This is a genomic window from Myxococcus sp. CA056 (genome assembly GCF_013336715.1).
In the GTDB taxonomy this organism is placed as follows: Bacteria; Myxococcota; Myxococcia; order Myxococcales; family Myxococcaceae; genus Myxococcus; species Myxococcus llanfairpwllgwyngyllgogerychwyrndrobwllllantysiliogogogochensis.
In genome coordinates, this window is record NZ_JABUMT010000016.1 from 206,046 (window position 1) to 226,917 (window position 20,872).

Here is a 20,872-nt window from a genome sequence, read left to right on the forward strand (position 1 = left end):
CCACTGTGATGAAACAAATACGCCCAAGTCGAGCTTGCGCGTTGACGAGCCCTGGCTCGTGGGCGTAGTTCTATGGAATCTGAATATGAGAATGGTTCTCAATTTCAATATCCCCTCCATGGAGGGCGTCCCGCCGGCCGAGCGGAGCGTGTCGTCCGGGCAGTTGTTCCGCCTGGGCGAGACGTTGGAACGAGAAGGCGTCTGGGCCCGGTGGGGCTGGGCGCTCGTCATGGCGGTGGTGGCTCACTTGGGGGTGTTGGGGGTGGGAATGGCGCTGCCCGCGCCCGCCCAGGTGGCGCCCGTGGCGGACGAGCCGGAGTTGGTGTTCCTCTCCTTCGCGCCCCCTCCGCCCGCATCGGGAGGTGCTCCGCGTCCCGCTTCGGTCGAGCGTGCGTCGCGGCAGGCCCGCCCTCGCGCGCCGCGTCCGGTGGTGGTGCCTCGGGCCGTGGTGCCGCAGCAGAGGCCCGAGGTCGTCGAGCCCACGCCGCCCGAGGAGGCTCCGGCCGTTGAAGAGGCGGAGACGAGCGCGCCCGAGGCCACCGCGGAGGCTCGTCCCGAAGACACGTCGAAGCCGAGCGTGGTGGGGGGCGTCGCGGGTGGGGTGGCTGGCGGCACGCAGGGCGGCATCGTCGGCGCTCCGGGGGGGACGGGCGAGGCGGTGGGGTTGGGGCAGGTGCTGCGACCTCCGTCCGTCTTGAAGCAGCTCACGCCGGAGTACCCCCGTCGGGCTCGCGTCGATGGCGTCCAGGGGCTCGTCCTGGTGCGCATCATCGTCGGCACGGACGGTGAGGTTGAGACCGAGCACACGCGGGTCATCCGCTCCATTCCCATGCTCGATTCGGCGGCCATCGCGGCCGTCAATCGGTGGCGCTTCACGCCGGCCATCGGACGCCAGGGCAAGCCCGTGCGCGTCATCCTCGAGCTTCCCGTCCAGTTCTCCTTGAATTGAAGCAGGTCATGGCCCTCCCGCTCCGCAAGCCGCTGTTCTGGATTCATCTTGTCGTCGGTGTCGTCGTTGGCATCGTCGTCGCCATCATGTCGGTGACGGGGGTGGCCATCGCGTTCGAGTCCCAGGTGCTCGAGTGGGCGGAGGCCGAGGCTCGCGCCGTGCCGGCTCCCGAGGCGGAGGTCCGGCGGCTGCCCATCGAGGCGCTGGTGGCGAAGGTTCGCGAGGCGAAGCCCGAGGCCCAGGTGTCGGGTGTCACGGTGTATCCGTCCGCGACGGCGGCCGCGCAGGTGGCCCTGGGGCGCGCTGGCGTCGTGTTCGTCAATCCGTACACGGGCGAGGTGCGGGAGGGTGGGGCGAAGGGTTGGCGGGACTTCTTCCATGTGATGGAGGACTGGCACCGGTGGCTCGCGACGGGCGGCGACAATCGCGCCATCGGCAAGGCGATCACCGGCGCGTCCAACGCGGGCTTCCTGTTCCTGGCGTTGTCGGGGCTCTACCTGTGGTGGCCGCGCAAGTGGACGCTGAAGACGGTGCGCCCGGTGCTCTGGTTCAAGCGGGGATTGAAGGGCAAGCCTCGCGACTTCAACTGGCACAACGTCATCGGGCTCTGGTCGATGCCGGTGCTGGTGGTGCTCACGGCGTCCGGCATGGTCATCTCGTACAAGTGGGCGTCGGACTTCGTCTACTCGGTGACGGGCAACCCGGCGCCAGCGACGCAGGGGCCTCCGGGGTCGGCGGGCGTGAAGGTGACACCGCCGGAGGGTGGAGCGCCGCGCAAGGAACTGGGTGCGCTCCTCGCGACGGTCCAGGAGCAGGTTCCCGCCTGGTCGAGCATCACGTATCGGCTGCCGTCGCCGCCCCGAGGGGCGGGTGGGCAGGACAAGCCGTCCGCTCCCCCAGGGCAGGCACCGTCCGCGCCGCCACGGGCAGGGCAGGGTGAGCCTGGCGCTCGCGCCGAGGCTCCGGTCGTGGCGGGTGAGCGTCGCGCTGAGTCCCCCGTCACCAACAGTGAGCGTCGAACAGAGACACCAGCCGGTGAGGGTGCGCCTCGCGCCGAGCCGCGAGGTGGCGCGCCCGTCGCGGAAGGTGAGCGCCGTGTTGAGGCACCGGCCGCTGAGGGCGAGCGTCGCGCCGAGTCGCGGGGTGGCGCGCCCGTCGCGGAAGGTGAGCGCCGAGCCGAAGGCAAGTCGCGCGGTGAGTCGCGCGGCCCGAAGGGTGACAGCGACGGCAAGGTCGACGCCGTCACCTTCAACGTGAAGGAACAGGATGGATGGCCGCTGTTCGCCTCCACGCAGTTCTCGGTGGACCCGTTCTCGGGCGTCATCGCGAAACGTGAGGGCTTCGCGGACTTCAACAGCGGACGCAAGCTGAGGACCTGGCTGCGCTTCCTCCACACTGGCGAGGCGCTCGGGTGGGTGGGCCAGCTCATCGCCGCGATGGCCTCGCTCGGTGGTGTCTTCCTCGTGTGGACCGGCTTCGCCCTGTCGTGGCGACGCTTCTTCCCGAAGCGAAACCCGCGCACTTCGACGCCCGTGCCGGCGTCGTCCGAGCCCACGCCCGTGAGCTCGCCGGAGACCCCCGCCTAGGACACCTCGAAACGGGCGGGCGAGGTTCCCGCGACGCCTTCGGGCGCCCTTTGGTTGATTCTGAAAATCGCAGTCATTCTCAATTTAACTGGAACGGCCCCTCGATGGGCCTGGGAGTGGGGAGAGTCATGTCGTTCATCAAGTCACGCAGCCCTGGAATCCGGACGAGCGCGGGTCACACGGGAGGAATTCGTTCCGCGCTGAGGCCGTGGGGTCCCGCGATGGGGCTCGCATCGGCGCTGGCGGCCGGTGGGGCGGTGGCGCAGGAGCAGGAAGCACAGCAGGTGCCGGTGGCGGCGGAGGCCCCGGTGGAGGCCGCGCCCGTGGAGCCCCAGGCCACGACGCCCGTGCCGGAAACCCAGGGCACCGAGGGTCACTTCACGCTGCCCACCGTGCAGGTGCAGGGCGACGCGGAGGGCTATCAGGTCAAGGAGAGCTCTCTGCCCCGCATCCAGCGCGCGCTCGTGAATACGCCGCAGTCCGTGACGGTGGTGCCGGAGGAGGTGCTCGAGGAGCAGCAGGCGACCACGGTGCGGGACGCGCTGCGCAACGTCTCCGGCATCACCATGAGCGCCGGCGAAGGGGGACGTCAGGGTGACGCCTTCATCCTGCGTGGTTTCTCCGCGCAGAACGACGTGTCTCGCGACGGCGCGCGAGACTTGGGCTGGTTCACCCGCGACACGTTCAACCTGGAGGGCGTGGAGGCGTACTTCGGTCCGTCCTCGGTGCTCTTCGGCCGTGGCTCCACGGGCGGCGCCATCAACCTGGTGACGAAGAAGCCCAAGCGCACGTCCTTCCAGGAGGTCGCGCTGAGCGGCGGCACCGCGCCGTCGGGCCGCGTCGAGGCGGACCTCAACGAGGCGGTGTCGGAGAACTTCCAGGCGCGCCTCAACCTCATGGGCCAGCTGGCCTCCACGGCGGGCCGCGATGTCGTCCAGGACAACCGGCTGGGCCTGGCGCCCTCGCTGCGCTTCAAGGTGGCGGAGCAGACCACGCTGGAGCTCGACTACCTCTTCCAGCGCGAGGACGGCCTTCCCGACTACGGCGTGCCCTACTTCAACGGCAAGCCCGTCACGGAGACGCTGGATGTCCCACGCGGGAACTTCTACGGCGTGAAGGCGGACACCGAGCGCGTCGATGCCCACGTCGCCACGGCGCGCCTCACCCAGGGACTGGGCGAGCAGTTCCAGTTCACCAACACGCTGCGCTTCGGTCGCGTGGACCGCTTCGCCAGCCCCACCGCGCCGCGCGGCCTCACCCCCGCGGGCGCGCCGACCACCATCGGCCGGCAGCGCTTCCAGACGGAGACGGACAACTCCGTCATCTCCAACCAGGCCACCGTGGGCGGTGAAGTCGAGACGGGCTTCATCAAGCACACCGCGAACGCGGGCGTGGAGCTGTCGTGGGAGAAGCGCGGCCAGTCCCGCGACAACCTCAACGCCGTGGGCCTGCCCACCGGCCCCAACATCCCGGCGGACCTGTTCGAGCCGGACGCGGAGCCGGACCTGTCCGCGGTGTCGCCGGTGTTCTCCGGCTCCAACGTAAGCATCCAGCGGACGCTCGGCCTCTTCGCCGCGGACCAGGTGCAGGTGGGTCAGTACCTGGAGCTGGTGGGCTCGCTGCGCTGGGACGTCTTCAACACCGACTACTCCACCACGGGCAACACCGGCGCCAAGAGCCGGCTGCGCAAGAGCGACCACCTCTTCAACTGGCGTGCGGGCGTCGTCCTGCACCCGGCGGAGAAGGTGAGCGTCTACGGCATGTACGGCACGTCCTCCAGCCCCTCCGCGGAGCTGGGCTCGGTGTCCGCGGACACCGTGAGCCTGGACCCGGAGAAGAACGCCATCCTGGAGGCGGGCGCCAAGGCGGACCTGCTCGACGGCCGGCTCGGGCTGACGGGCGCGGTGTTCCGAATCACGAAGACGGACGCGCGCGTGCCCAACACGGACCCGGAGGGGCCGCCGCAGGTGCTCGAGGGTGAGCAGCGCGTGCAGGGCTTCAACGTGGGCATCGCCGGCACCATCGTCGAGCGCTGGAAGGTGCTCGCCAACTACACGCTGATGGACTCCGCCATCGTGGAGCACACGAACGCGTTCCTCGTGGGCCAGCGGCTGCCCAACACGCCGCGCCACAGCATCTCCCTGTGGACGACGTACTCGCCGCTGAAGGACTTCACCGTGGGCGGCGGCGCCGTCTACCAGGACGTGACGAGCGTCAGCAATCCCGCGGCGCCCACCACGGCGACCAGTTACGTGCCGAACTTCTGGCGCTTCGATGCGTTCGCCAGCTACGCGTTCGGCAAGGCGCAGGTCCAGCTCAACGTCTACAACCTCACCGACACGCTGTATTACGACCAGTACTACGGCGGCCACGCGGTGCCCGCCGATGGCGTGTCCGCGCTGCTGACGGCGCGTTACCGCTTCTAACCAAGAGGGTCGCGGTCATGATGTTGCACATTCCCAATGTCCTGACCGCGCCCGAGGTGGCCCGTTGCCGCGCGGTGATGGAGCAGGCGGACTGGACGGACGGCAAAGTCACGGCCGGCCACCAGTCCGCCCAGGTGAAGAAGAACCTCCAGCTCCCCGAAGGCGGCGCCGCCGCGCGGGAGCTGGGGGAACTCGTCCTGGCGGGGCTGGAGCGCAGTCCGCTCTTCATCTCCGCCGTGCTTCCGCAGCGCGTGTTTCCCCCGCTGTTCAACCGCTACGACACGAGCATGTCCTTCGGCTCGCACGTGGACGGCGCCATCCGCCCTGTTCCGGGGACGGGGCAGCGCGTGCGCACCGACGTATCCGCGACGCTCTTCCTCTCCGAGCCGGACCGCTATGACGGTGGAGAGTTGGTGGTGGAAGACACGTACGGCCACCACGCGGTGAAGCTGCCCGCGGGGGACCTCATCATCTACCCGTCGACGAGCCTGCACCACGTCACCCCGGTGACGAGGGGGGCGCGGCTCGCTTCGTTCTTCTGGGTGCAGAGCATGGTGCGCGACGTGTCCCGGCGCGCCCTGCTGTTCGATATGGACACCGCCATCATGCAGCTCCACCAGGAGGTGCCCAAGAGCCCCTCACTGGTCATGCTGACGGGCGTGTACCACAACCTGCTCCGCCAGTGGGCGGAGCCCTGAGTCACCTCAGGTCCGGTCCTTGCGGACCACGACCTTGCGACCGCGGATGGTCGCCGCCTTCAGCGCGGCGATGACGCGGTTGGCATCCGGCTCGGGGACTTCCACGAGCGAGAAGCCGTCGGCGATCTGAATGGCGCCGATGCGCGACGAGTCCAGGCCCGCTTCACCGGCGATGGCGCCCACCAGGTCGGCGGGACGCATGCCCGCCACACGGCCCGCGCCAATCCACAGCCGGGTGGTGTCCCAGGACGGAGGGCCCGCCGGACGCTTCGGGCCGCCTCGCTCCGAGCGGACGGGACGCCCGCCCGGTCCCGACGAGGGGCCACTGGACCGAGCCGGCCGCTCCGTCGCCGGCGAGACCGCGGGAATCTCTTCCTCTTCCTTCGCGCGGCCTTCGTCCTGCGAGTCCTGGAGCAGCTTCACGGCCGCCGCGGCGATGTCGAGCGGCTCGAACTCGCCGGCCAGGTCCTCCACGATGCTCCGCAGCGACTCCAGTCCGCCGGCCACCAGCGTCTCGCGCAGCGTGGCGCGCATCAGCTCCTGGCGACGGGCCCGGAGGTCCGCCACGGTGGGGATGGTGGACACGGTGATTCGCTGACCGGTGACCTTCTCGATGTTGCGCAGCAGCCGGCTCTCGCGGGCCTCGACGAGGGTGATGGCCACGCCCTCGCGACCCGCGCGGCCCGTGCGGCCGATGCGGTGCACGTACGCCTCCGGGGCGTTGGGCACGTCGAAGTTCACCACGTGGGACAGGCGGGGGATGTCCAGGCCGCGCGCCGCGACGTCCGTGGCGACGAGCAGGTCCGTGCCGTGCGACTTCAGCTGCTTGATGACGCGATCTCGCTGCTCCTGCGTCATGCCGCCGTGGAGCGCGTGCGCGCGCCAGCCCCGGCCGTTGAGGGAGACGGTGAGGTCGTCCACCTCCGTGCGGGTGCGGCAGAAGATGATGGCGGCGGTGGGGGATTCCACGTCGAGCAGCCGGCCCAGCGCGGCGATCTTGAACGAGCGCGGGACGACGTACGCGGTCTGCCGGATGCGGGGCAGCTCACCCGGCTCCACCTTCTCCTTGGCGATGCGCACGCGCACCGGCTGGTGGAGGTGGCGCTCGGCGATGCTGGCGATGCGCGGGGGCAGGGTGGCGGAGAAGAGGGCGGTCTGCCGGTTCTCGGGCGTCCCGGAGAGGATGGCCTCCAGGTCGTCGGCGAAGCCCATGTCGAGCATCTCGTCGGCCTCGTCGAGTACGACGGTGCGGACGTTCTCGAGCTGGAGGGTGCCTCGGCGCAGGTGGTCCAGGGCGCGGCCGGGGGTGGCGACGACGACATCCACGCCGCGCTTAAGCACGCGCAGCTGCTGGCCGATGACCTGGCCGCCGTAGAGCGGCAGGACGGTGGCGCCCAGCTTCTGGCCGTAGCGGTGGATGGCCTCGGACACCTGCATGGCCAGCTCGCGCGTGGGGACGAGCACCAGGGCGGAGGTGTTGTGGGGGCCCGCCTCACCCGGGTTCAGGTGGTGGAGGAGGGGGAGGGCGAAGGCCGCCGTCTTGCCAGTGCCGGTGGCGGCGATACCGAGCAGGTCCTTCCCTGCGAGCAGCGGGGGGAGGGCGGCCTGCTGAATGGGCGTGGGCTCCTCGTATCCGAGGGCACTGAGCGCCTCCACGAGCTGGGGCTTGAGGCCCAGGGATTCGAAGGAGGCGACGGGGGGCGAAGACGGCGGTGCGGAAGTCACGCCGGGGCTTGTACCACCGGCTTCCTCCCTCGTGGCTTTAAGAATCGCCCTTCTGTCCCACATCTATCGCGTCCCTGGTGGGCGCTGGTGGGTGGACGGCCTGAGAGTCGACAGCCTCAGCGGGGGCTTCAGCCCTGCTCGGGGACCCCCAGCCCGGTGACTTCCTGGAGCCCTGTCGGGGTGGCGTGGAAGACGGCGAAGGCGTCCGCCCCCTGGTCCACGCTGGCGAGACAGCACACCTGGGAGACCCGGCCGGAGGCGTGGGCGAGGGTGCCCCGGTAGCGCTTGTGCAGATGTCCACAGAGCACGAGCGAGGGCTGGAGTGCTTCGGCCACGAGCCGCGCGTAGTCATTGCCCACGGCCTCGGCGCTGGGGCTGCGACGCTGGTGCGCGAAGTCCTCGCGGTCCTCGGTGGCGATGATTCCGGAGGGCCAGTCATGCACGAGGAGGACATCCGCCCGTTCGAGTCCCAGGGCGCGGTCGATGTCCTCTTCGTTGAAGCAGGTGAAGTCCTTGGGGGACACGCTGCCGAGCAGGGACAGGGGCGGATGCGGCTTCTGGAAGCCCCCTTCGTCATGAATGCCGGAGACGCCGACGACGCGCAGCCCCCTGGGTTCGACGACGCCCACGCGGCCCACGTACCGGCAATTGGTGGCGATCAGCGCGCCCTCGGGGGTCGCGTCCAGGTGGCCGTGCGGCTCGTGGTTGCCGCCGATGAAGTAGACGGGCCAGGGGAAGCGGCGGCGATTCTGGTGGTAGTCCCCGAAGTCGCCCAGGTGCTTGTAGCGCGCGGGGGCGGCCATGGTCGCCAGGTCCGCGTCGTCGCGGTGGGGCTCGAAGTCTCCGACCTGGAGCACGAAGGCCAGCTCCCGGTGCGCGTTCTTCGTCCAGGACTGGAGGAAGGACACCATCCGGTTCATCCGTCCGTGCACGTCGCCCACGGCTGCGAAGTAGAAGTCGTCGGGACGGGGGGCCATGGTCGCCTCTCAGCATGACGCGTCCTGGCGTCGGGTGGCGCAGCGACGGGGGCGGGCCCAGGGGTCTGACCGGGACAGAGAGTAGTTGTCCGGGCTTCGCAACTTCCCTGGGAGTGTGGAGATAATCCATACAAAGCAGTCGCGGCTGAGTTGCCCCTCGGGCCTGGCCGCAATCCAAACCCCCGGAGATCTCCCCATGACGCGCATTTCCTCCAGTGGAGGCACGCCCACCCGTGCCTCGCAAAGTGACACGTCGGTCGCCGCGGCCCAGCCGAAGCCGGAAGTCCGCAAGCCCGCGGTGACGTCGCAGGACAGCTTCTCCCGCCCGACGCAGAAGGGCGTGGAGCGTGCCGCGGTGGCCATCAACCCGGATGAGTTCGTTCCGGGGCCCACGCGTCGCGATGTCTACAACGACCTCGACGTTCAGAAGATCCGCTCGCAGTCGAACAGCCTCCGGAGCTTCAGCGAGGGTGAAGCCCAGCCCCGCACGCGCGAGGACGCGCTGGCCAACGCGGACCGCCTGCTGGGTGGCGCGAACTTCCTGAAGCTGAGCGAGACCGCGCAGGGCGCCAACATCACCCGCGACGCCAAGGACGTGAACGACGCGGCGGACACGGACCCGGCGTCGCCGCGCCATCAGGCGGCCGTGGCCGAGGTGGAGGCCAACGCGGCCCTGGAGCAGGAGGCGCTGGAGAACCTCTCTCCCGAGGAGCGCCAGCAGTATCAGGAGGTGCGCGATGGGCTGATGGCGGTGGAGCCCGCGGGCGACCCGGTGGCGACGCTCGCGCTCCAGAAGCTGCTCTTGGAGGGCAAGCTGCCGGGTGAAGAGGCGCTGGGCGGCGAAGGAGATCTGCTGGACCAGCTCCACACGCTGCAGACGCAGGAGCTGGGCGAGGGGATTGATCGCGGCGCGCTGCTGTCGGACGTGGTGCAGGAGCTGGCGACGCCCGAGTCCGTCAACCAGCGCAACAAGGGCACCTGCGCGGCCACCGCGGCGACCATCCAGCTCCTCATGGAGAACCCGGCGGAGTACGTGCGCCTCGTCGCGGGACTGGCGAGCAGCTCCGGCGAGGTGACGCTGGCGGACGGCGAGACGGTGATGAAGCGCGAGGCGCTGGGGGCCGAGGCGAAGGGCGGAGAAGACGTCCGCTCGGAGAGCCAGGAGCTGCTTGCGCCGGCGTTCATGGAAGTGGCGAACGGCGACAAGGACTACCAGGACAAGACGGACGCCCACTACGAAGACGGGAAGAAGACGCACAGCGGCCTGTACGCGGACGAGTTTGATCGGCTCGCGGAGGCGGTGTTCGACCGGAAGGTCGACACCGTGAAGGGGATTGGCGGGGCCGAGGAGGAAGCGGCGGCGTGGGAGCTCATCCAGGAGCGCACGGCCGCTGGAGAATCGGTGGCGGTGGGAATGACGTGGGGTTCAGGAGGCCACCAGGTGGTGGTGACGGGCACGGGCGTGGACCCGAAGACCGGCGAGGAGTACGTCGAGTACACCAACCCCTGGGGCCGCACCGAGCGCATGCCGAAGGACGAGTTCCTCAGCCGGCTCAACAGCATGCACACCCGCCCCGAGGAGAAGGGGAAGGAGCTGGACCGCGACCCGAGGCATCCGGACGCGCCCGACCGCATCGCGCGGACCGGGTAGTCGGGCCGGCGTGGCTCAGCCGACGAGCGAGGGCCAGTTCCGGCCGACCCAGGCGCGCTGTTCGACTTCGTCGCGCCAGCTCCGGTCCTCGCGGTCGATTCTGCGCGACGTGGCGAAGAGCCCGTTCAGGGCGGTGAGCAGGCGCTCGGCGAAGGGCGCGTCCTCCACGATGAGGAGCGCCTCGCTCTCCCAGTAGGCGGCGGTGACGTCCAGGTTGGCGCTGCCGATGGCGACGGCGCTGGTGTCGCAGACCATCAGCTTGGCGTGGACGTGGGGGAAGAGCTGCTCCAGCTCCGGCTCCCACTCCGGCATGGCGGGCAGCGCCCATTCGTAGGCGATGCCGCCCGCCTCGATGACCGCGTCCAGTCGACTGCGGACGTAGCGGTCCGCCACCTCGCGCAGCGCTCCACCCGGGAAGTACGTCCGCGCGGAGCCGTAGTGCGGCCGGACGCTGCCGAACAGCACCTCCACGCGGACGCCCCGGCGCACGGCGGCGATGAGCGCGTTCTGGAGTTCGAGCAGCAGCGGGAAGGTGTTCACCAGCACGAGCCGTGAGCGCGCGTGGCGGATGAGCGCGAGCTGTGTGTCGAGCGTGTGGGTGTCCCTGAGTCCTTCATGGAGGACGACCCGGGCCGCCATCGTCCCCACGGATTGCGTGGGGGGATAGGCGTAGGGCTCGCCGCCCGCGCGGGTCCACTCGGACAGGAACGCGCCTTCGAGGACGCTGACCAGGGGCCCTTCCAGTCGCGCGCCACAGTCGAGCCAGGGGATGTCGCGATAGTGCGAGGTCCGTCGCAGGCCCACTTCATCGAAGCCCGTGTAGTAGGGCGCGCCGAGATTCCGGCCCGAGACGAAGGCTCGCTCGGAGTCGATGACGGTGAGCTTGCGGTGGTTGCGTTGCTTGAGCTCGGAGAGGCTGGGCACGCCGACCAATGGCGCGATGGCGCGCACCTCGACGTGCGGTGTCTCGGACAGCGTCACGAGGGCGGGGTTGAGGGCGCCGAAGGAGTCATGGCCGCTGTAGAGCGCGTCCGCGAGGAACCGCACGTGGACACCGCGTGAGGCGGCTCGCTTCAGTGCATCCGTGATGCGGGCGGTGACGGCGTCGTCCTCGACGATGTAGCACTGCCAATGGATGGTGCTTCGGGCCGAGTCGATGGCCTCGAGCACGGACTCGCGAGCCAGCCCGTTGTCGAGCTCGAAGTCGATGTGGTGTCCCTCCAGGAGGGGACTGCAGCCCGCCAGTGCCAGCTCTCGTGACCAGGTGTTTGGTGCGTCGGGGATGGAGAGGGGCGCCAGGGAGGTTGCCCGGGGCAGCGCCAGACACTCCTCGGGGCTCAGCGTGCGCAGATACGGATGGAGCGGCTTGTGCGCGTCGCGAGTGACGACGGCGGAGATGGCGACGCCCGCGGCGGCGAGACGGGTGGCCACGCGCAGGAGGCGCTGTCCGTCGACCTGTTGGGGCACATCGTCCGCGCGAGCGTCGTCGAGCCATGCGCTGGCATCGAGCAGCAGGGGCCAGGGGGTGTCAGGCAGCAGCTCGCGGAGGTGCTCGCGTTGTTCGTCGAGGGAGTCGGTGTCGCGCAGTCTGACGAAGACGAGGTGGTGACGGTCCATCGCCAGGGCACGCACCGCTTCGAGCGCGTCCTCGTCGAGCTGGCTGTCCACGAGGAGCAGGGGCTTCTCGGGCCCGAGCACGTAGCAAGGGGAGAGGTTCCTGGGGGCGGAGGCGCCGGAGAAGGAGAACGCGAGCGGGTGGAGTCCGCGAACGTGGTCGAACCAGGACGCCGTGAGCGCCGCGGTGCCGCCTTCGTGTCGAGTGGTTCCCAGGGTGGTTCCGCCCTCGAACACGGACAGTGGGCCCGCTTCGGGGACGGAGATGCTCGACATGAAGCCGACGCGCTCGACGGAGAAGCGGGGCGCCAATCCAGGGACGGCCACGGAGTCGGAGACGGCGTAATGGTCCTCGAACAACACGGACGCCGTCTGCGTGCGAGGCAGGAGCAGCGTGGGGACGCGAGCCTCCTGGAGGGCCCTGGCGCCCAACATCCCAAGCACCAGGGCTTCCATGTCGGCCAATGCGTCGGCGGGGATGACCAGGAGGTCCGCGCCGGAGCGGAGCGCCGCGACGTCGAACGCCTCCACGCGGCTGTCGGCGGGGTTCTCGGTGAGGGATTCGACGTGGAGCGTCTGCGTGATGCCCAGGGCGCGCGAAAGGGCCTGGAGGTGCGAGGTCTGCTCGGGCGCCGAGCCGGTGGTGAGGGCGATGAGCTCGGAGGGCAGGGCGCAGCGGGAGAGAAAGGTCGCCACCGAGCCGAGTCCCCGTCCATCTGGAGCGATGGCCACGGCCATGCGTGACGGGGCCCTGGGCGCGGTGGCGGGGGCCTTCCCGATGTTGAGCACGGGGACGTGCTCGCGCAGCGAGAGCGTGAGCATGGCGCTGACCCGGGCACGAGGGGACGTGTCGAGGTGGGGACCGAGGACGACGAGCTCGGCGCCGTGCTTCGTGGCGGCCTCGATGAGTGAGCCGGTATCGAGGTGGGTTTCGAGTGCGCCACTGACCTGGAGTGTGGGGCTCCAAGCGTGCAGGGCGTGTCGAAGCCGGTCCAGGACGGTGAGGCTCGCGGGAGGAGGGGCCTCCAGCTCGCTGCGCTCGGGGACCAGGCCGTACAGATAGACGGCCTCGGGCGCGGCGCTCAGCCGTCGAACCGCGTGGAGCACCGCCTCGGACTCCGAGCCGGCATCGAAGACGACCACTAGACGACGGAACATGGCGCGCGCGGTTCCCAGGACAGCCTGTCGCCCGCCTTCACCGACTCACGGCTCCAGCGGTCGACCGAGGAACCATTATGCCGGGATTGAGCCGTGGTGGCGCCCTTCGATGGAGGGCGTCGAGGTTTTGGAGCGGGGCCGGGCTTCGAACTCCCGATGCCGCGCTTTCCTGGAACTCGCCGTATGAAATTGCAGGTGAATTGGAACTGATTGCCTGAGGCAACGAGTCTGTGATTTGCGTGGGGATTTGTTAGTCTTCGGGTTCATGGCCATTCCATCGCGTTGCAAGAGGCGTCAGTTGATGGCGCTCGTCGTGGCGAGTGTCATGGGCTGTGGAGACGGGGTGTTCGAGAAGGAGGTCCATGGGGAAGAGGGGACAGTCCCTCGCTCATTGGTGGACTTCGCGGTGGGCATCTCGGATTCGGATGCGGAGACGTTCACCCATCCGGCCTGGGACGGGCTCAACGTGAAGCGGGCGCGAGTCGTCGTGCCCTATGACGTGGCACAGCGGCCCGCGAACGACGCCCGGAGACTGAAGTTCGAGGCGTGGCTGCAGGCGACTGCGGCGAAGGCCGTGGAGCCCTACGTGACGCTCGGACCGAGCGATCTGCGCAAGGCGGCGAATGGGAAGTACCTGGCGCCCACGGACGTGGAGTTCCGCGCGGCCTTCGAGTCATTCCACGCGACATACCCGGCCATCACCCTGGTGGGAGCCTGGAACGAGCCGAACTTCCCGAACTCCGTCCTGCAGAGCGGAGTCCCGTTGGATCAGCCCACGTGTGCCAGTGAGGACCTGGAGAACTGTGGGCCGTTGAGGGCGGCGTTCTATTACCGGCTCGTCGTGAGCATCTGTCCGGACTGCACGGTGGCGGCGGGGGAGTTCGACGCGACGCCGAACGACCCGTACTGGGATCGCTATCGCATCTTCCTGCGGAGCCACCGGCCCAAGCTGTGGAGCATCCATCCGCACCATGATGCCAATCGCTATCAGGCGAGCGGTGCGCACTGCGTACCGGGAGACCAGGGCTGCACGACGCGGACGTTCGTGAACTGGCTCGGGGGGCTGGATGCGAGCTGGGACGTGGGGCACATCTGGCTGACGGAGGTGGGAGCGTTCTACCGGAACGCGGATGGGCAGGTGTTCGGTGACGTGTCCCAACGAGACACCACGAAGTTCATCCTGCGGCTGCCGAACCTGAGCGGGCGAATCACCCGCATCTACTATTACAACTCCGCGAACCAGTGCTCGACGGCGGCCAACTGCGCCATGCAGGACCGGGGCATCATCGCGCCAGAGCCCTGGGATGGAAGTCCCCTGGGGTATGACACCGCCGGCCGCATCCGACCGTCTTATGCCGTGCTGAGGGACAGGGACACCAACGGGCCCTGAACGCCAGAGTGACAAGGGGCTTGAAAGGCCACACAGCAAGGACAGTAGGGTGCCGCCTCCCCCGCGTCACCCCGGAGTCTGTCCATGAAGCGATGTCAGTGGTTGGGTCTTGGCGTGGCCTTGGTCGCCCTGGTCCTGGCGGGCTGCAATGATACGCAGTCAGAGGAAATCCAATCGTCAGGGATTGAGCAGTCCTCGGCCGTATCCGCCCTGGCGCCCGTGCGTGTGCCGAAGTCGGTGGGCAAGAAGGTCTACGCCCACTTGATGCCGTGGTTCGAGACCCAGGCCTCATCCGGCAATGGGTCCTGGGGCATCCACTGGACGATGGCGAACCAGAACCCCAACAACGTGGATGGCTCCGGCCGGCGGCAGATTGCCGCGCACTACTACCCGCTGATTGGCGCCTATGCCTCCGGGGACAAGGACGTCATCGAGTACCAGTTGCTGCTGATGAAGTACGCCGGTGTGGACGGCGTCCTCATCGACTGGCCCGGCACAGTGAATGCCTGGGACTATCCGAAGAACAAGCAGAACTCCGAGGCCCTCATCGCCCGCACCGCGGCGGTGGGCCTGGACTTCGCCATCGTCTATGAGGACCACAACATCCAGCTCGCGGCGAACGCGGGCATCATCACCGACAAGCTCGCTGCGGGGCGGGCGGACCTGGGCTACCTGAGGGACCACTACTTCCCCCAGGGCAACTACATCCGGGTGAACAACGCACCGCTGCTGCTCGACTTCGGTCCGCAGACATTCCAGACGCCGTCGGACTGGACGAACCTCTTCGCCTCGCTGTCACCCAAGTCGGCGTTCCTCACGCTCTGGTACGAGTCCCAGGAGGCGGGCGCCAACGCGAGCGGCGAGTACGCGTGGATCTACTCGGACTTCATGGCGGGGCTGAATCACTTCTACGCCAACCGTCCCCTGGGCCTGAAGATGGGCGTGGCCTACCCGGGCTTCCACACGTTCTACAGCTCGGGCGGCTGGGATGGCCCCACCTGGAGCATTCCCCACAACGGGCTGGGCTCGTTCCAACAGACGCTGGACGCGGCCCTCGGGAGCAGTGTCGGCCATATCCAGCTCGCGACGTGGAACGACTATGGCGAAGGCACCATGCTCGAACCAACGCGTGAATTCGGCTACGGCTTCCTCACCACGCTCCAACAGCGGCTGGGCGTGCCCTATTCGCAGCGAGAGCTGGAGCTCATTCACACGCTCTACCAGCAGCGCAAGCAGCACGCCGGCAACGCGGCGAGGCAGGCTGAACTGGACCAGGCCTTCCAGCACCTCGTCGCGCTCCAGGTCGCCCAGGCGGAGGCCATCCTCAACGGTGGCTCCACGCCCACGACGGTTCCGCTCACCAATCCCAGCTTCGAGTCGGGCATGACGGGCTGGTCCACGTGGTCTCCCAATGGCACGGAGTGGGCGGCCTTCAGCGAGACGTACAACGGGGCTCAGACCGGGGCCTATCACCTGACCCACTGGGGCACGGCGGCGTTCGAGGCGTGGACGTACCAGGTCATCACCGGCCTTCCATCCGGGAGCTACAAAGTGAGTGCGTGGGTGCGAAAGGGTGGTGACTTCGGGCTCGCGCGCCTCCAGGCGAAGACGTGTGTCTCCTGCGAGCCGGTCTTCACCTCGCTGGGGACGTATGGCTCCTGGACGCGGGTGGAGACGCCGAGCATCTCCGTTGCCGGAGGCACGCTGGAGCTGGGCTTCCACACCCAGGCCCCGGCGATGAACGGCGCCAACTTCATCCACATGGATTCCATCGAGCTGCGCAGGCAGTAGGGCGCGAAACTTGGCTTATTGGCACAGTATGCAAGTCGAGAAATAGCTGGATGTTGCGCAACTCGGTGGCTAAAGTATCGACTCCCCCAAGAAGGTTGAGGAGGAGTTGCCATGTCGATATCGCAGCGCATCTTGTTGGGCTGTGTCCTGTTCTTCGCGCAGGGCGCGTTGGCCGCGCAGGGGCAGATCCTCGCGCGACCCCAGGCGACGGTGCCGGGCATCAGCTACGGCTACTGGGAGTACCTGCCGCAGGGCTATGACGACAATGCCGGGGCGAGCTATCCGCTGGTGATCTTCCTGGGGGGCCAGGGGCAGGAGGGGGATGGAACGGCCTCGGTGGCGGGCTTGGAGAAGCTGATGGCGGTCACCGCGCCGCCTCGGCTCATCCGGAACGGCCGGCACTTCCCGTTCATCCTCATCTCGCCGCAGCGGTTCAATGCCTGGTGGGGCGACAATGAGATTGACGCCATCCTCGAGTTCGCGAAGACGCTTTATCGAGTCGACCCGAACCGCATCTATCTGACGGGGCTCTCGGCGGGGGCCATCGTCACCTGGTCCTACGCGGTGGCCTTCCCGCAGAAGCTCGCGGCGATTGTGCCCATCGCGGGGAACGGCAACGGGATTCCCATCTGCAACATGTGGAACGTGCCGGTATGGGCCTTCCATGGCACGGCGGATGGGACGGTGTCTCAGTGGGGATCCATCGACCCGGTGAACAAGCTGAACAACGTCTGCAATCCGGCGGCGAGCCCGCCCGCCCAGCTCACGCTGTATCAGGGCGTGGGACACGACTCGTGGTCCCGGACCTACAACGGTTCAGCGGGTCATGACATCTACACGTGGATGTTGAGCCACTCGCTCTGAGCGGTTGTCGGAGGCTCGTGGTTGGCGTCCGCTAATCCTTCCACAGCATCTTCCACGGATGCTTGCGCAGGTCCGTCACCAGGGTGCGCAGTTCGTTGTAGAGCGTCGGGTCCTTGAGGACGGCGCCAGCGGTGCCTTCTCCAGCCTCTATCCTCGCCAGCACGCGGTCCGCCCGGGCCGCGATGCTGTCCAATTGCCCCACGGCGGCCGTGAGCTTCTCCAAGGCCAGTTTCACGCGCTTCCCATCCTCCGGGCCCAGCTCGCCCGTGACGGCCGCCAGTCCATCCAGCGTCGTCCCCGCGGACTTCGTCAGTCCCGGCAGCTCGCTGCGCAGCACCGCCGCCGAGGCCGCCGCGTCGTCCAGCAGCCGTGCCGCCTTGCCCCCCGGCTGGAGTGACTCCCTCGCGAGCTGAGCCAGCTGCCTCAAGTCCTTCGACGCCGCCGCCAGCTCCGAGGCCAGCACCTTCACGTCGCCCTTGTTCTCCGTCAGCAGCTCATCCAGCGTCTTGGAAAGCCGCGAGATGTTGGTCACCAACCCCGTCACCGCCTCCGGGTCCTTCTCCAGCATCCCAGACATCGTCTCCACGAACTTCGAGAGATGCTCCGCCAGCAAATCCAGACGCGGTGCATCCGTTCCCCGCAAGGCCTCGCCCTCGGGCCTGCCTCCCGGCTGGGTTCCTGGATTCAATTCCAGATAGGGCTCGCCCAGCAGGCCCACCGAGGCCACCGTCACCCGCGCATCCGAGCGCAGCGCCGCCAGCGACTCCGGTGTCACCGCCAGCTCCATGCGCACGGGCAAGGGCTGTCCGCTCGAATCCCTGCGCTCCGGCTGCAGTCGAATCGCCTGCACCCGGCCCACCTGGACGCCGCCCAGCTTCACCGGCGCGCCCTCCACCACGTTGCCCGTGTGCCCGAAGTCCACCGGGAGCACCGTGGACGACCCGAGGCTGAGCTCACCCATCAACCACAGCAACACCAGCACGCCCACCACCGCCGCCAGCACCAGGGCGCCCACCTTCAATTCCAACCGTCGCTCATCCATCCGTCGCACCCTCCATGAACGGCGCCGTCAACACCCGCAGCTCGGGCGCGGAGGACTCCAGGAAGCCCTCCGGCGGCCCCAGGTACGCACACCGACCTCCCGCCACCACCAACACCTGGTCCGCCAGCCCCTTGAGCTGTCGATAGTCGTGTGTCACCACCAGCCCTCCCAGTCCCCGCGTCTTCAGCGACGCGATGACCTCTTCCACCTGCGTGGCCGCTCGCCGGTCCAACCCGGTGGTCGGCTCGTCCAGCAAGAGATAGCGCGGCTTCAACACCAGCGCCCTCGCGATGGCGGCGCGCTTCTTCGCCCCAGGCCCCAGCTCCGGCGGCAACCGGTCCGCCCACTCCAAGAGCCCCACCTGCGCCAGCGCCGACTCCACCGCGTCCTCCGGGGCCTTCGGGTCCGCCAGCCGCACGTTCTCACGGAGGGTCCGCCAGTCGAGCAGGGCAGGGCCTTGCACCAGATAGGGCGCGCGGCGCCGCAGCCGGACCAGCTCCCGCTCCGGCTGCGTGTCCACCCGCTCGCCCCACAGCTCCACGCTGCCGGAGTCCGGTTGCAACAAGCCCACCGCCATCCGACACAACACGCTCTTGCCCGAGCCGCTCGCCCCCGCGATGAACGTCAGCTCGCGCGTCGACACCTCCGCCGTCACGCCGTCCAGCACGCGCCGACCTCCCTCGAACGCGACGCGCACGTCCGTGAAGCGCAGCGTGTCCTCGGTGCGGGTGGGGGAGTCGTTCGCGCTCACAGGCGTAGCAGTTGGAATGCGAGGGAGACACCAAAGTCAATCAACAGACACCCCAGGCTCGCGGCCACCACGCCCTGCGTCGTGGCTTCTCCCACCGCCTCCGCGCCACCCCGGGCTCGCAGCCCCGCCACCGCCGCCGCCAGGGGAATGTACAGCCCACACGCCACGGCCTTCATGCCCGCCGCCAGCAAATCCCAGCCATCCACATACCGGGGGTCCATGAAGGCCCGACCGTCCACGCCGAAGACGAGGCTTGCCACCAGCGCCGCCGACAGCGTCGCGGCCACCGTCCCCAAGGTGCTCAACAGCGGAACGCCCAGGAGCCCCGCCACCACGCGCGGCGCCACCAGGTCCGCATACGGGTCCCCCGCGGACATCTCCAGCGCCTCCACCTGCTCGTTCACGCTCATGGTGGACAGCTCCGCCGCATGGCCCGCCCCCGCGCGCGACGCCGTCAGCAGCGCGGACACCACCGGCCCCAGCTCTCGAATCAGCAGCTCGAAGTACGCCGGTCCGAGCACCGCCACGTTGCCCACGAACCGCCGCGCCTGGCTGTTGGCGATGGTCACCAGCACCGCGCCGAAGAAGGCCATGCCCGACATCACCAGCCACACGCTGCGCCCCCCCAACTCGTGGAGCTGCACCGCGCACTCGCGCCAGGACACGCCCTCGCGAGCCCCAGCCCGCACCGTGCGCGCGAAGAGCACCACCGGGGCTCCGAAGAACGACAGCACCCGGTTCATGCCATCCACCCCGCGAGGACCAGTGTGAGCACGAAGTCGATGACGAAGATGGCGGCGCACCCTTGCACCACCGCGCTCGCCGCCGCGCGTCCCACCGCCTGGGCGCCCCCGCGCGCCGACAGCCCCACCGTGGTGGACACCAGCGAGATGGCCAGGCCGAAGGCGCCCGTCTTCACCACACCTCCCAGGATGTCGAGCGGACTGAGCATCTGCGCGAACGTCCCGAAGAAGATTCGCAGCGGCAGGCCCAGCGTGAAGAGCGCCGCCACGGACTCGAAGAGGATGGCGACCAGGAACGTGAAGGTGCTCATCGCGAGCATGCTCAATTCCATCGCCACCACGCGCGGAGCCACGAGGATGGCGAAGGGGTCCAGGCCGATTCCGCGCAGGCCCTCTATCTGCCCACCCACCTGCATGGTGGCCAGCTCCGCCGCGTTCCTCGCTCCAATCCGCGCGGACATGATGAGCCCCAGCAGCAGCGGACCGAACTCCCACAGCACTCCGTAGCCCGCGGCCCACCCGAGGAACGCTCGCGCGCCGAACCGCTGGATGTAGAGCCCCGACTGCAACACGACGATGACGCCCGCGAGCGCCGCCGTGGCCAGCGCGAGGGGCAGGGAGTCGTACCCGAACTGCACCAGCGCCCGTGCCAGCTCGCGCCGCTCCAGTCGCGGGAGTCCGAGCACCGTGCGCGCCGCCACCAGCGCCAGTGCTCCGGTGCCTCGCACCACTTCCAGGCCCAGGCTCCCCGCGCCGCGCACCGTCTTCAGCCCGGGGCTCTCGACGCGCGGCGGTGGGCTCACGGGAGCACCTCGTCCTGTTCGCGCTCCAGCTCCGGCGCGGGAGGCCCGTCGTACACCAACCGCCCACCTCGGAGATACAGCCAGCGGGGCAGGGGAAGGTCCAGCGGCGCCTCGGGCGCGGCGACAATCAACGTGCCGCCCCGGGAGACCTCCAACAGCACCCGCGCCACCTGCCGGGCCGTCCCCGGGTCCAGGCCCGCGAAGGGGTCATCCGCGAGCAGCACGGAGGGCCGCGCCGCCAGCGCCCGCCCGATGCCCGCGCGCTTCTTCATTCCACCGGACAGTCGCTCCGGTAGCGTGTCGGCCGCGTCCTGCAAGCCCACCGCGCGAAGCACCTCGTCCGCGCGCGCCTCGGCCTCGCGCTCCGGCACATGTCGCCGGACGAGCGGAAGCAACACGTTCTGCCGCACCGTCATCGAGTCGAACAGCGCGTCCGTCTGGAACACCATGCCGAAGGATGCCTGCCGCTCACGTCGCGCGGCGGAGGACAGCCGCGCCACGTCCTGCCCATCCCACAGCACCTGCCCGCGAAACGCGGGGACCAGGCCCGCCAGCGACTTCAGCAGCGTCGTCTTCCCCGCGCCAGAGCGCCCCAGCAGCAGCGCCTGGGTCCCCGGTGGCAGCGCACAGCGCACGTCCGAGAGGACCGTCCGCGCGCCGTGCCTCACTGTCAGGGCTTCAGCGCGCAGGTCCATGGGCTCGCT

At 69.0% G+C, this 20,872-nt stretch carries 16 protein-coding genes; 8 read left to right on the plus strand and 8 right to left on the minus strand.

Annotation, left to right across the window (positions count from 1 at the left end; translation table 11 throughout):
• The first annotated feature begins 118 nt into the window (after positions 1-118).
• The 4 genes from HUA76_RS38465 (at position 119) to HUA76_RS38480 (ending at position 5,659) form a co-directional block, all read left to right on the plus strand.
• Complete coding sequence (locus HUA76_RS38465) at positions 119-949, plus strand: energy transducer TonB (protein WP_174463694.1); 831 nt, start codon at positions 119-121, stop codon at positions 947-949.
• 8 nt (positions 950-957) lie between these two features.
• A complete protein-coding gene (locus HUA76_RS38470) occupies positions 958-2,535 on the plus strand; it encodes a PepSY domain-containing protein (RefSeq protein WP_174463695.1) in 1,578 nt (525 codons plus the stop codon).
• Positions 2,536-2,756: 221 nt separating this feature from the next.
• Positions 2,757-4,961, plus strand: coding sequence for a TonB-dependent siderophore receptor (locus HUA76_RS38475; RefSeq protein WP_254614760.1), 2,205 nt, complete (start codon positions 2,757-2,759; stop codon positions 4,959-4,961).
• A 17-nt stretch (positions 4,962-4,978) separates the two neighbouring features.
• Positions 4,979-5,659, plus strand: coding sequence for a Fe2+-dependent dioxygenase (locus HUA76_RS38480; RefSeq protein WP_174463697.1), 681 nt, complete (start codon positions 4,979-4,981; stop codon positions 5,657-5,659).
• Positions 5,660-5,665: 6 nt separating this feature from the next.
• On the opposite strand, the gene HUA76_RS38485 is transcribed toward HUA76_RS38480, so the two are convergent.
• Positions 5,666-7,384 carry a DEAD/DEAH box helicase gene (locus HUA76_RS38485; protein WP_174459292.1) on the minus strand — a complete coding sequence of 573 codons (1,719 nt, stop codon included), beginning with the start codon at positions 7,382-7,384 and terminating at the stop codon, positions 5,666-5,668.
• A gap of 128 nt (positions 7,385-7,512) precedes the next feature.
• Positions 7,513-8,361 carry a metallophosphoesterase gene (locus HUA76_RS38490; RefSeq protein ID WP_174463698.1) on the minus strand — a complete coding sequence of 283 codons (849 nt, stop codon included), beginning with the start codon at positions 8,359-8,361 and terminating at the stop codon, positions 7,513-7,515.
• Between the two features lie 196 nt (positions 8,362-8,557).
• Here HUA76_RS38490 and HUA76_RS38495 point away from each other — a divergent pair, with 196 nt between their 5' ends.
• On the plus strand, positions 8,558-10,012 hold the full coding sequence (locus HUA76_RS38495; RefSeq protein ID WP_174463699.1) for a hypothetical protein: 1,455 nt from the start codon (positions 8,558-8,560) through the stop codon (positions 10,010-10,012).
• 15 nt (positions 10,013-10,027) lie between these two features.
• Here the strand turns inward: HUA76_RS38495 and HUA76_RS38500 are convergent, their stop codons facing one another.
• A complete protein-coding gene (locus HUA76_RS38500) occupies positions 10,028-12,784 on the minus strand; it encodes a phosphatidylserine/phosphatidylglycerophosphate/cardiolipin synthase family protein (RefSeq protein WP_174463700.1) in 2,757 nt (918 codons plus the stop codon).
• 265 nt (positions 12,785-13,049) lie between these two features.
• Here HUA76_RS38500 and HUA76_RS38505 point away from each other — a divergent pair, with 265 nt between their 5' ends.
• The 3 genes from HUA76_RS38505 to HUA76_RS38515 all read left to right on the plus strand — a co-directional run bounded on the left by HUA76_RS38505 (position 13,050) and on the right by HUA76_RS38515 (position 16,829).
• Complete coding sequence (locus HUA76_RS38505) at positions 13,050-14,174, plus strand: hypothetical protein (protein WP_174463701.1); 1,125 nt, start codon at positions 13,050-13,052, stop codon at positions 14,172-14,174.
• An 84-nt stretch (positions 14,175-14,258) separates the two neighbouring features.
• Positions 14,259-15,965: a glycoside hydrolase family 71/99-like protein gene (locus tag HUA76_RS38510; protein WP_174463702.1), complete on the plus strand. Its 1,707-nt coding sequence runs from the start codon at positions 14,259-14,261 to the stop codon at positions 15,963-15,965.
• Positions 15,966-16,076: 111 nt separating this feature from the next.
• Positions 16,077-16,829, plus strand: coding sequence for a dienelactone hydrolase family protein (locus tag HUA76_RS38515; RefSeq protein WP_174463703.1), 753 nt, complete (start codon positions 16,077-16,079; stop codon positions 16,827-16,829).
• A gap of 31 nt (positions 16,830-16,860) precedes the next feature.
• Here HUA76_RS38515 and HUA76_RS38520 read toward each other — a convergent pair whose 3' ends face one another.
• The 5 genes from HUA76_RS38520 to HUA76_RS38540 are packed head-to-tail and all read right to left on the minus strand — an operon-like array spanning position 16,861 to position 20,863.
• Positions 16,861-17,871, minus strand: coding sequence for an MCE family protein (locus tag HUA76_RS38520; protein WP_174458275.1), 1,011 nt, complete (start codon positions 17,869-17,871; stop codon positions 16,861-16,863).
• Positions 17,864-18,622, minus strand: a complete 759-nt coding sequence (locus HUA76_RS38525; RefSeq protein WP_141646128.1) for an ATP-binding cassette domain-containing protein — start codon at positions 18,620-18,622, stop codon at positions 17,864-17,866. The genes HUA76_RS38520 and HUA76_RS38525 overlap by 8 nt, the downstream gene beginning before the upstream one ends.
• Positions 18,619-19,365 carry an ABC transporter permease gene (locus tag HUA76_RS38530; protein WP_141646129.1) on the minus strand — a complete coding sequence of 249 codons (747 nt, stop codon included), beginning with the start codon at positions 19,363-19,365 and terminating at the stop codon, positions 18,619-18,621. Before HUA76_RS38530 ends, HUA76_RS38525 begins: the two co-directional genes overlap by 4 nt.
• Positions 19,362-20,168 carry an MlaE family ABC transporter permease gene (locus HUA76_RS38535; protein WP_371823582.1) on the minus strand — a complete coding sequence of 269 codons (807 nt, stop codon included), beginning with the start codon at positions 20,166-20,168 and terminating at the stop codon, positions 19,362-19,364. Before HUA76_RS38535 ends, HUA76_RS38530 begins: the two co-directional genes overlap by 4 nt.
• The gene (locus HUA76_RS38540) at positions 20,165-20,863 is read right to left on the minus strand and encodes an ABC transporter ATP-binding protein (RefSeq protein WP_174458276.1); all 699 of its coding nucleotides are present in this window, start codon (positions 20,861-20,863) and stop codon (positions 20,165-20,167) included. The genes HUA76_RS38535 and HUA76_RS38540 overlap by 4 nt, the downstream gene beginning before the upstream one ends.
• Between the last annotated feature and the right edge of the window lie 9 nt (positions 20,864-20,872).

Coding starts and splice junctions, on each gene's coding strand:
- HUA76_RS38465 (WP_174463694.1), top strand. CDS start 119: ATGGAGGGCGTCCCGCCGGCCGAGCGGAGCGTGTCGTCCGGGCAGTTG.
- HUA76_RS38470 (WP_174463695.1), top strand. CDS start 958: ATGGCCCTCCCGCTCCGCAAGCCGCTGTTCTGGATTCATCTTGTCGTC.
- HUA76_RS38475 (WP_254614760.1), top strand. CDS start 2,757: ATGGGGCTCGCATCGGCGCTGGCGGCCGGTGGGGCGGTGGCGCAGGAG.
- HUA76_RS38480 (WP_174463697.1), top strand. CDS start 4,979: ATGATGTTGCACATTCCCAATGTCCTGACCGCGCCCGAGGTGGCCCGT.
- HUA76_RS38490 (WP_174463698.1), bottom strand. CDS start 8,361: ATGGCCCCCCGTCCCGACGACTTCTACTTCGCAGCCGTGGGCGACGTG.
- HUA76_RS38495 (WP_174463699.1), top strand. CDS start 8,558: ATGACGCGCATTTCCTCCAGTGGAGGCACGCCCACCCGTGCCTCGCAA.
- HUA76_RS38500 (WP_174463700.1), bottom strand. CDS start 12,784: ATGTTCCGTCGTCTAGTGGTCGTCTTCGATGCCGGCTCGGAGTCCGAG.
- HUA76_RS38505 (WP_174463701.1), top strand. CDS start 13,050: ATGGCCATTCCATCGCGTTGCAAGAGGCGTCAGTTGATGGCGCTCGTC.
- HUA76_RS38510 (WP_174463702.1), top strand. CDS start 14,259: ATGAAGCGATGTCAGTGGTTGGGTCTTGGCGTGGCCTTGGTCGCCCTG.
- HUA76_RS38515 (WP_174463703.1), top strand. CDS start 16,077: ATGTCGATATCGCAGCGCATCTTGTTGGGCTGTGTCCTGTTCTTCGCG.
- HUA76_RS38520 (WP_174458275.1), bottom strand. CDS start 17,871: ATGGATGAGCGACGGTTGGAATTGAAGGTGGGCGCCCTGGTGCTGGCG.
- HUA76_RS38530 (WP_141646129.1), bottom strand. CDS start 19,365: ATGAACCGGGTGCTGTCGTTCTTCGGAGCCCCGGTGGTGCTCTTCGCG.
- HUA76_RS38540 (WP_174458276.1), bottom strand. CDS start 20,863: ATGGACCTGCGCGCTGAAGCCCTGACAGTGAGGCACGGCGCGCGGACG.